Origin of the sequence: Paeniroseomonas aquatica, from assembly GCF_030409335.1 — a bacterium.
GTDB classification, from domain to species: domain Bacteria; phylum Pseudomonadota; class Alphaproteobacteria; order Acetobacterales; family Acetobacteraceae; genus Belnapia; species Belnapia aquatica.
Genome location: NZ_JAUFPN010000120.1, coordinates 1 through 9,844, shown reverse-complemented (window position 1 = coordinate 9,844; position 9,844 = coordinate 1). Strand labels below are relative to the sequence as shown.

Sequence of the window (9,844 nt, the reverse complement as noted above, 5' to 3'; positions counted from 1 at the left end):
GTCAAGGATTGTCGCCTAAATTACCGACTGCTGAGTAAGTAGCGTCGCGGGCATTTCTCGTATGACATGAGACGGCTGTCGGTCAGCGACCAGTCGGCCGCCCGGCTGACCGTGATCGGTGCCGGACGGGGACTCCCTGCGGGCAAGGGCAACGTGCCGGGTTTCGCGATCTCCTGTGCCAGCCCGGCCGGAAGCCATCCGAAAAACGAAGATTCCGAGCGATTCTTGCCGTTCGGCTGCTTGCGCGCGAGGTGGAGGCGCAGATGCGTGCGGGCGCGCGACAGGGCGACGAAGAACAGGCACTCCTCCTCGTTCGCGTGCGCGCGTTTCGCCTCCTCGGTCACCGAGATCGCGTCCGCGCCGTCGATCATGCCGGTCGGCGGCGGGCAGCGTTGACCGCGGTTGTTCGCGGGAAAGCTGGGCGCGGTCAGCCCGGGGACGTGGACCGCCTCGAACTCAAGACCCTTGCTGCCGTGAATGGTCATCAGGCGGACGGCGTCGATATGCAGCGCGGCCGCGGGAACCTGACGGAGGTCGCGTTCCTCGGCCAGCAGGACGAGCTGACGAACCCGGTCCAGCGTACGCTGGATGGGGAGGCCGGAGCCGGTCGGGCTCTGCTCGCGCACAAAGTTCAGGAATTGCCAGACGGCGACCGCGCGCATGCGCTGCGTAACGGAGAGCGCATCGCCCATCTCGCGTGCGAGGTCGGTCCGGTCGAGCAGGTAGATCGAGAGGAAATCCCAAGCCGAAGCGCTGGACTTCAATCCGTCGAGATCCTCGGCCAGACGCGAGAAGGCCGCGGTTCCGGCCGGCGACAATCCCGCGATGGACGCCAAGCTCGTCAGACCGACGAGCGCTGGTCGGCCTGCGGCCCGCAGGTGGCGCGTTGCAAGATGGATGTCCTGGAGGTTCGCGCCATAACGCGGCGCCGCCGCTACACGTACGAGCGCATCGCCGAACGGATCGACGGCCAGGCTCAGAAGCGCGAGCAGATCGCGAACCTCGTCGCGCTCGAACAAGCTGCCAAGATGCAGAACCGGGATGCCGCGGGCTTCGAGACCCGCCGCAATCTCGTTCAACCGGCTGTTCGAGCGACAGAGCACGGCCTGGTCACGCAGAACGACGCCTGCCGCTTCGAGTTCGCGCACGCTCGCGGCAATGCCTTCGATCTCGTCATCGAGCGTGTCGTATCGCCGGATTTCCGGCATTACGGGCCCGAGCCCGCGATCCGCTTCCAGGGCCAGCGGCAGCATGCCCGTCGAGGCGCCCATGCGAGGCGCGATCGCCACGAATGTGTCGACGATCTGCTTGGTCGAGCGATAGTTGAGGCCAAGCTGGTCGGCAGCCGCGCCGGGGTAGTCGCTGTTGAAGCGAACCATGTTGGCGGACGAGGCGCCGCGAAAGCGGTAGATCGACTGCCGCGCGTCCCCCACCACCCAGAGCCGCTTGCCGTCGCCGGCGACCGCCTTGAGCAGCAGGGCGCTCGCACGGTTCACGTCCTGATATTCATCGACCAGAACGTGGCGATGCCGCAGCTGGACCGCCAGGCGCAGCTCCGCGTCATTCTTCAGAAGCAGGGCCGGCCGCATGATCAGGTCGCCGAAATCGACCGCCCCGCGCTCTCGAATGGCGTGCTCATAGAGATCGTAGATGTGCGCGATCTCGAGGCACTTCTCAGCCGGCCTGCGCTCGTCCTCGTCGCCTGCCGCGGCCAGCATCGCATCCGCCAGTGCCCGGTAGCGGACCGGATCCGTCACTTCGTCCTTGGCGCGCGAGATCGCGGCGACGACATCACGCAACACCATCGCCGGGTCCCAGAGGTTGCGATAGTGGATTAGCGGCAGGGTTGGCAGGATCTCCTCCAACACCTCGATCGCATCGCTCCGGTCGAACAGCGTCGGGTTCGGCGACAGCCCCAGACGGTCGTGGTGGCGCCGGACCAGATCGAGGCCGAAGGCGTGAAACGTACCGATCCAGATGCGGGGCGCCGCCTCGGGCGCCGCCAGAGCGAGCCGTTCAGCAAGTTCGCCGGCCGCGCGGTTCGAGAAGGTCAGGATAAGGATAGCCGCAGGGTCGATCCCCTCCTTGAGGAGCGAGACGACCCGCTTAATCAGCGTGCGTGTCTTGCCGGTGCCCGGCCCTGCCTGAAGCTGGAACGGCGATCCCCGATGCGCGGCGGCCCGATCCTGCGAGGGATCGGGTCGTGGGTTGTAGGCGATGATCGATCTAGTCTCAGGCGCTGCCGAAGGTAGGAGCAAGGCGTCGAACAGCTGCTGGCGCACGAGCGCGAGCGGCAACCCGGTTCGGACCGCGGTCGCTGCCGCGGTCAGGCGATCCGCGCGATGAAGCTGGGCCGCTAGCGCGCGGGGAAGCAGGAACTCTCGCGCGAACACGTTCGCTTGGAGCTCGCGCCGCTCGCGCGCGCCATAGTCCTCGACGCGCTGCAGCCCGACCGGCGCCGCTTCTGTGGAACGCGATGGGTCGATATCCCTCGCGGTGCAGGTCGATGAGCCCGCATGCACGGCGACATGGCCGATCTCATGCGCCGCCAGGAGCGCGCGCGCCCCGACGTCACCGGCGGCCTCGCAGCAGACTGTGCCGCTCTGTTCGTCGAACAGGGCGCGTGCATTCTTGAGCGCCGGATCGCCAGGTGGCAGCCAGACCAACTCAAGGTCGTAATGCCGGATGGCGGCGTCGACCAACGAGGACGGATCGAGCGCGTTGGCGCCGTCCGCAACAAGCGCCTCGTGGAGGCGCTTCGCCGCCAGGCGGATCGGCTCGAACCCGTCCATCGCCTAAAGGCTCAATAGATGTTGCTGCTGGTCGTCGGTCAGGCCGGAGCTTCTGACCGCCTCCTCGAAAGTCTGCTGGCCTGCGGGATCTGGCTTAGCATCAGCCTTAAAGAATTGTCGGGTCGCCATGGACGCGCCGCCGCTCATCGCGAAATGAGCGACAACGACCTCCAATGGCGCCTTGAGCTCGTCGGCGACGCGTCTACGAAAGCCATCGGACATCGTGCCGGAGGCGATCTGGCGATCGCGCAGCTTAGCGACGAAGACGGAATTGGCGCCCAAGCGTCGTGCGAAGCCACGGAACTCATCCCGGCTAAAGGTCACGAACGGGTTCGATGGGGCTTCGGCCGGCCGCACCGGTTCACGCGTTGCGGCTCCGGTCCGGATTGCGTGCAGGCGATTGTGAAACCGGCTCATGGCGCGCGAGACGGCCGGGCTCACCTGCACCGGATCGAGCGCGGCTTCAGCCGCCTCGGCCGCAGCGTCGCCGCGCAGAGCGTCCAGTGCGAGCTCGGTTGCAAACTCCGTCAGCTCGTTCGCATAAGCGGGATAGCGCCGAACCACATCGTCGAGCAATTCGGCGTCGGGCATGCGCTGCGCCATAGACAGCGCGTAGAACGCCTCGCGCAGCGGCGGAGTGCCGGTGGTCAGGATCGGGGTCATGTGTCCTCCTTGAAGCGGGCCAGCTTCTCAGCCGCCCGCGATAAGCGATTGCGGATGGTCCGCCCGGTGCAGTTGCAGAGCGTCGCCGCCGTTACCTTCCTCGGGATGTCGGATTCTTCGTCATAGCCGAGGACGTGGACGAGAATGACGGCCTTGCGCTGATCGGGGGGTAGAGCGTTGATCGCTTCCCAGAGGTCGTCCAGGAAAAGCGTGCTCTGTTGTATCGCAGGTGTCTGGAAGGCTTCCGACACGCGGGCGAAAGCGTCTTCGTAGGCGTCCGGCTCATCGACCTCGCCGTGGTCCGGCAGGTTGGCATTCCGGTTCACGACCCGGAGCTGACGCTCAATCACGTCGAGGCGCAGCGTCCGGAAAGCGAGATTGAACTTGCACTCGTAGAAATCGAGCTCATCAGGCTGGTCGCCGGCGCCGTCGGTCAGCAGAAGCTCGCAGAGGTCCGACAGGACTTCGTCGCGGAGCTGCGCGGCATTCGGCAGTAGGTCCGAGATCTTTGTGTCAAGAATGGCCTCGCAGCGACCGAGCAACACCGGCAGAACCACGTCCCGCGTCTTGTCGTCGCCGTTCCGATGCGCGTGGCGGATGAGATGAACCAGGCATTCGGAGCGGAGAAATCCGCAGAAGCTCCTGTCGGTGATCAAGAGGCGGCGGCGCAGCGTGACGGGGTCAGCCGCTACTGCGTCGTCGATGTTCGCTTCGACGACGGTGGGACGGGTGTAGCCGACGCCGTCCTTGTGCTTGGTCAACGGTCGAGCCATTCTACCCCCTCGCTTCGCGCAACAGCGGTCGATCGGGCGTCCTACAGCCCGCCCGTCCTCAGCTTGATCGCGCTGCAGTAGGGGTACCCGGAAAGAACAACTTCGCTGTCGCGCGATTCTCTGGCGCACGGCTGAATCGCCGGTGACAGAACTCGCTTCGCCTTTATAGACGAAGCCCAAGCCGACGGGTAGGCAAAGCAGGTGCCGGCGCCTCGCAATCCCTGCGGGTCGGACTGGCCCGCCGCGCTAGACGCGCTGCTCGCGGCGTATCCAGCGAGCATGCCCCTACCTTCCTGTGACGAGCGCGACCCGTCCGATTTGGCGTAAGCCGTGCGGCCCCACCGGCGACCTCGTCAGGGCTGAGAGGCTGTCTCTGAAGGCCGGCTTGGCGGTGGACCGCGAAAACCCTCGTTTTGCGTCGCGCTGACTTTCCTTTCAGAATTAACTCGTCCCCGAATGTCCCCAGTTTGCTTAAGTCTCTCCAAAGCGGACCGGCAGCTTTCGGCCAAACATAGCCATTCGAACTGTTGTCAGGAGAGCCCGCAAAGGATCGAGGGCAGACCTTAAAGCGCAGGTTAAAGGGTACTACTGTGCGGTGGCGGAAGACCCACCGCAGCTCTATCGTTCGACCGCTGCAGATCTCCCAACGCGGGATCAATTGAAACCGGTGCCTCTCACCGTTGCGCATTCTGAATGGGTTAGGTCTGCCAGAGAGTATGAGGGATGCTTGTCTACGTTCTGAAGGATTGCTTCGGGTTCAGTGGGAGCAGGGGTTGTGCCAACTCCAGGGCCGGCGTCAGCGGCAGGGCAGCGAGCCGGAGTTTTAGTACGTCGAAATCCTCAATGGTGGGGGTAGAGCCGACGCGCGGCACCGATTCAGGGCCGCATGCTGTGCTGCCGGTTTGGCGTGACGGTCTGGGCCGACGCCACGGAGGTCGGCCTCGCGGCCCGTCCGGCTGCGGCCACACCCTGCCAGTATTGCGTCGCCGCCGAGCTACGCCCCTGTACCGGTTGTTGCGTGCTGGCTTCGGCCGCGCCGGACACCTCCGCCCGACGCGGCACTGGATCGTAAGATTGGTTGGAATCCTTGTTGTCTGACATGCCGTCCTCTTATTCCGCTGCCTGCTTATGAAAGCGGCTGGCCTCGATCGCTACCCGCAGCTCGGGTCGACGGAAGTATATGGCCCGCCCGCAACGTAGCGGCTTGGAGCCGCGGGCAAAGACGAACGCCTCATCACCGCGCACGTCCTGCATCAGCTCATCGGGCCGGATCAACGCGCGGGCCATCTCGTGCCGGTTCGTGCTGGTGCCCTTGGAGCGCGATCCAGCTTCCAGGGGCTTGCCCTGACTACCATCGCTGGTGCCCTCGCTCTCGGCCAGGACCGAATGGCCACCGGCCGCGTCGGACACGGACTTCGCGGTGTCGCTGTTTTGGACGGCGGCATACATCCGCCAGCTCACGCTATCGAACCAGGCGTTCCGACCCTGCCGGCCCCATTGCTCCACAAGCTGATCCTCGGCTTGGTAAAGCAGTTGCAGGGTGATCCCGTATTTCCGGCCGGCGTCGCGGGCGATCTCCAGGATCTTCATCGGCCCCAATCGGCGGACCTCATCGAGCATAAAAAGCACCCGGCCCTGCACGGCGCCGTCCGCCTCGTAGAGCGCGTTCAGCAGCGCGCCGACGAGCACGCGGCCGACCGCAGGAGTGTCGCGCAGCACCTTGAGCGGAATCTGCAGGAACACCGTCAGATTGCCCTTGGTCAGCTCGGCGGTGTGGCAAGAGGGTTCCGTGCCCTCGGCGCCGCCCGACACGAGATTGGCGTAGGCCGCGACGGAAAGCCAGGCGGTGTCGCCTGTGGCGTTGCCGTAGATGCCCGAGAAGGTCTCAGGGACGATCTTCTTGATGGTCCCCGCTATGTCGCGAGCCATAGGGCTACGGGAGCCGGCGTGGATGCCTTCCAGCACGTCGCGCATCTGGTCCTCGGGGATGACGATGCCGGCGCGGAGCGTGTGCAGCGTCTTGGCTTCCGCGGGAAGGATCTCGTCCCACAGCATGTGCGCGAGCAGGCAGGCGACAAGCTGCTTGCCCCAGTTGCGGAAGAACTTATCGGCGTCGGTGCTGCCGCCATCGGCCTCGCCGAAGATCCATCCCACGACGGCGTGGACGTTGGTTTCCGCAAGCGGCTGGGTCACGTCGATCCAGTCGAGGATGTTGACTCCGCCCGGCGTGCCCGGTTCCAGGGAGACGACCTTGTGCGCCATGTTAGCGCGAGCCATTGCGAGCATCGGTCCCAGTTCGCGCGAGGGATCGAGCACCACGGCGGCGCCGGTCCAGTGTACCAGAGTGGAGGCGGCCGATACGGTCTTGAAACCGCCCGAGCCCGCGAACACCAAGCTATGGGTCGGGCCGATCTTGCAGGGGTCGACCAGCAGCGCCGCCTTGCCACCCTGGCCCCACGTCTCGCGCTTCTCGGGGTCGAATGCAAGCTTAGCCGTTTTGTCTTGATCCACCCGGTAAGCCTCGCCCACGACCACGCCGCCGAAGTCGGGATGCGGACCGGGGAAGCGGTTGCGGGCCTCCTTCATGCTCATCCACTCGGCGTGCCCGTGGTTGTCGGTGCTGCCGNGGCGGTAGATCACCAGGCCCAGAAACACGGTGGGCGCCCCAGCTCCGAACATCAGCCAGCGGCCAACGATGGAATTTGCGGGCGCATACAGGGCGTAGCTCCACCACTGGCCGACCCACGCGATGCCTTGAAAAGGAAAGTAGCGGACCAGGCCGGTGCCCCACAGGAACACTGCCGAGGCCGCGGCAGTCCAGAGCAGGGCAAGGATGGCCAGGAGCAGGCCCCAGGCCACCAGGCGGCCGGGAGAGGGGAGGCGGCGACGGTCGTTCATCGCCCCGGCCTCGCGCGACCTGATGGTGGATGGCCAGACGAAAGACGTACAGCGTCCATCGTTTATCTCTCTTTCAGCCCGGCGCAGGGCATTCCCAGGACGGGCCAGCGCTAGGCGGCACGCAGCAGGTCGGCGGCAACCTCGCCGCGGCGGGCGGCATCGTCAGCGAACCAGACCTCGCGGATGGAGTAGGTGCCGGCGTCGTTGTGCAAAGGCACGATGGCGTCCACGGCGCTGCCGATCATCGCGGCCAAGGTATCGTCGCCGTAGGTGGCGCCCTGTGGGGTGCCCTTCACCAAGTTGAACAGCCGGCGCATGGCCTGCGGCGCGTCGGCGCCGTGAATCGTGGTGAGGCTGCCGGGATGCCCGGTCATCACCTCGTTCAGATAGACCCAGGCGGCGTCGTCGCGCAGCTCCTGCAGCAGCACGCGGTCGGGGCGCATCCGCAGGGTGGCTTGCAGCAGGGCGTCGGCGGTCACGCCACCCAGGGTCAGCCCGCCCTTGGAGTATAGCAGGCGGACGCAGTTGCCGTGCGGCACCACAAGCTCAAGCGTGTCCTCGATGGTCAGGATGCGCTCATTCCGTGGAATTTCCGACGTGAGGGTTTTGCTCAGCGTCGTCTTGCCGCCGCCGGTCGCGCCGCAGAACAGGATGTTACGCCGCGCCCGAACCAGGTTGCCGAAAAAGGCCACAGCGTCGCCCGCATCGAACAGCTCGAGGAGGCCGGCACTGTCGGCCTGGCGCTGCTCGCGCCGCTTGTCCCAACGGTTCCAGCGGGAGGTGTCGTAGCGCCCAGCCAGGTCGGACAGGGCGGACACGGAATCGCTCGGCCGGCGGAAGGTCAGCGAGATGGTGCCGGGCGGCACGGCTGGGGGTAGTACGACCTGCAGACGGTGGCCGCTGGGCAGATCAGTGGAGCACAGAGGATGTTCGGCGCCGACGTTCTGGTTGCGCAGCGCCCCGGCCAGGATGGCCACCCCTTCCAGCATGTCGAAGTCGAGCTCCGGGGCGGTGTGCCACTCGAAGCGCCCGCCCTGGCGTAGCCAGAATTCGCCCGGGCGATTGACACATAGCTCCTCGGTGCGCGGATCGGCCAGGGCGCCGGCCATGGGGGCGAGGGCAAAATCCAGCTGCGCCGCGGCGTGCATCATCAGTCCATCCTCCGTACGAAGGCGAACCAAAGCTGCGCCGGATCGTGGATGGTGGGCGTGTCCTCCGGGGAGGAGCCGGTCAGGCGTCTTGCCTGCCCTGCCGTATCGCCGCTCCTGGCCGGCGCAACCGCGGCCAGGGTAAGGGAGAGCTGCGCCGCTGTGCCCTTCACCGGCTCACCAGCCGATACACGTCGGAGAAGTCGAGATTACGCGCCACGAACACCGTCATGGGCTCGCCCTGGTTCCGCCTCAGGGTCGCGGGGATGTTGATGTCGGACTCCAGCGCCTGGCTGGTGGCGCGTTGCCCGCCCGATTGGAACTGGTTGAAGGTGACGCCCGTGCCGTTGTTGAGCGAGTTGCTGGCAACGGTGGCCGCGGCCTGCAATCCGGTGTCGAGGAAGGCTAGCAGCATGGCGCCGCGGAACCGCTCGAAGAAATGGCTATCGACCTCGCCGTCCAGCCCGGCCTGGCCCATCACGTCGGCGCCGGGGCTGTTCAACTCCATCTGCACGCCACCCGGCGTCAGGGCCTGTGTCATCACCACGAACAGGCGGCGCGAGCCGCGTGCCATGCCGGAGCGAACCTCGCCCACGATGCGGGTTCCCCGCTCCATCAGCACGACCGTCCCGGTGGATCCCCGCACGTCCACCGGCGTGATGCAGGAGAAGAAGCCGGCGACGGTGGAATCTACCGGCATTTCGGGGATGCAGGCGATGCGTGTCCCGACGGGCACCGTCAGCTCAGGGTTCCGCAGCACGGTCGCGCGGGCCGCAGCCATGCGGGAGGGCCGCAGGCGTGAGGATAGCGCGTCGTCGGGCTCGGCAGCGCCGCCGGGGACCGTAGCAGGCGCTCCGGCCCGGGCTGCACGGGGACCATCCGGCCCATCCGCCACGGGCTGTGCGGCCTGGGCTGCGGTGCGGTCCTCGTAGCTCATGATCGGGGTGGGGTTGGGTGCCTGACGTCCGCCGCCGCCGAAAGTCACGGCGCTGCGGGCATTTGGCATCGGCATCCCCAAGCCGGTGGGGGTGGCCGGGATCGGCATGGCCGCGACCGTGAGGGGCAGTGCCGGGGTGGCGGCCGGCTCGGGCATCGGCCGGTAGGGCTGGGAGCGGCCGGCCTCCGCGACCGGCTGCTCGCGCTCGCGCTCCGGGGTCGGGCGCGACGAAGGCCACATCGCAACCAGGCCGCAGGCCGCGAAGATGCCCACGCCGATCATCACCTTCTCCCGGCCCGTCAGCAGGCGGCGGCCGCCGGCGACGGGGGAGACGGGATCGTTGGAGGCGGCGCCTCCTTCCACGGCGCCGCTCACCGGCGCAGCTCCCGCACCACGTCGGGGCTGGTGGTGCCAGTTCCAGGATTCCGACCGGTGGCATCGTGCGCGCGGTTGAGGATGCAGAGCACCAAGCCGCCGTCCCGCAGCCGCAGGGCAGTGCCGGTCTGATGGATGGTGATGAGGCCCGAGGTGTTGGCCGAATAGTTCACCGCCGCCTCGCGCCCATCCGCGAGGACGAAGAAGATCGCAGGCACGCGGCGATTGCCGGGGAAGCGCAGGAAGGTGGATTGCCCG

The 9,844-nt window shown here is 66.8% G+C and carries 7 protein-coding genes; all 7 read right to left on the bottom strand.

Annotated elements, in window-relative coordinates; all coding sequences use genetic code 11:
* Window positions 1–20: 20 nt before the first annotated feature.
* A complete protein-coding gene (locus QWZ14_RS10880; RefSeq protein ID WP_290316678.1) occupies window positions 21–2,792 on the bottom strand; it encodes a UvrD-helicase domain-containing protein in 2,772 nt (923 codons plus the stop codon).
* 3 nt (window positions 2,793–2,795) lie between these two features.
* Window positions 2,796–3,455, bottom strand: coding sequence for a hypothetical protein (locus QWZ14_RS10875; RefSeq protein ID WP_290316677.1), 660 nt, complete (start codon window positions 3,453–3,455; stop codon window positions 2,796–2,798).
* Window positions 3,452–4,216, bottom strand: a complete 765-nt coding sequence (locus tag QWZ14_RS10870) for a hypothetical protein (RefSeq protein WP_290316676.1) — start codon at window positions 4,214–4,216, stop codon at window positions 3,452–3,454. Before QWZ14_RS10870 ends, QWZ14_RS10875 begins: the two co-directional genes overlap by 4 nt.
* Before the next feature lie 1,122 nt (window positions 4,217–5,338).
* Window positions 5,339–6,907: a type IV secretory system conjugative DNA transfer family protein gene (locus tag QWZ14_RS10865; protein ID WP_456307235.1), complete on the bottom strand. Its 1,569-nt coding sequence runs from the start codon at window positions 6,905–6,907 to the stop codon at window positions 5,339–5,341.
* A gap of 329 nt (window positions 6,908–7,236) precedes the next feature.
* Window positions 7,237–8,277 carry a P-type DNA transfer ATPase VirB11 gene (gene virB11 / locus QWZ14_RS10860; protein ID WP_290316674.1) on the bottom strand — a complete coding sequence of 347 codons (1,041 nt, stop codon included), beginning with the start codon at window positions 8,275–8,277 and terminating at the stop codon, window positions 7,237–7,239.
* Window positions 8,278–8,443: 166 nt separating this feature from the next.
* The gene (locus QWZ14_RS10855; RefSeq protein ID WP_290316673.1) at window positions 8,444–9,586 is read right to left on the bottom strand and encodes a TrbI/VirB10 family protein; all 1,143 of its coding nucleotides are present in this window, start codon (window positions 9,584–9,586) and stop codon (window positions 8,444–8,446) included.
* Window positions 9,583–9,844, bottom strand: a 262-nt coding sequence (locus QWZ14_RS10850) for a TrbG/VirB9 family P-type conjugative transfer protein (RefSeq protein ID WP_290316672.1), incomplete at its 5' end; no start/stop codon positions are given. The genes QWZ14_RS10850 and QWZ14_RS10855, both read right to left, overlap by 4 nt.

Excerpts from the sequence above, each read along its gene's own strand:
- QWZ14_RS10880 (WP_290316678.1), bottom strand. The coding sequence starts at position 2,792 with ATGGACGGGTTCGAGCCGATCCGCCTGGCGGCGAAGCGCCTCCACGAG.
- QWZ14_RS10875 (WP_290316677.1), bottom strand. The coding sequence starts at position 3,455 with ATGACCCCGATCCTGACCACCGGCACTCCGCCGCTGCGCGAGGCGTTC.
- virB11 (WP_290316674.1), bottom strand. The coding sequence starts at position 8,277 with ATGATGCACGCCGCGGCGCAGCTGGATTTTGCCCTCGCCCCCATGGCC.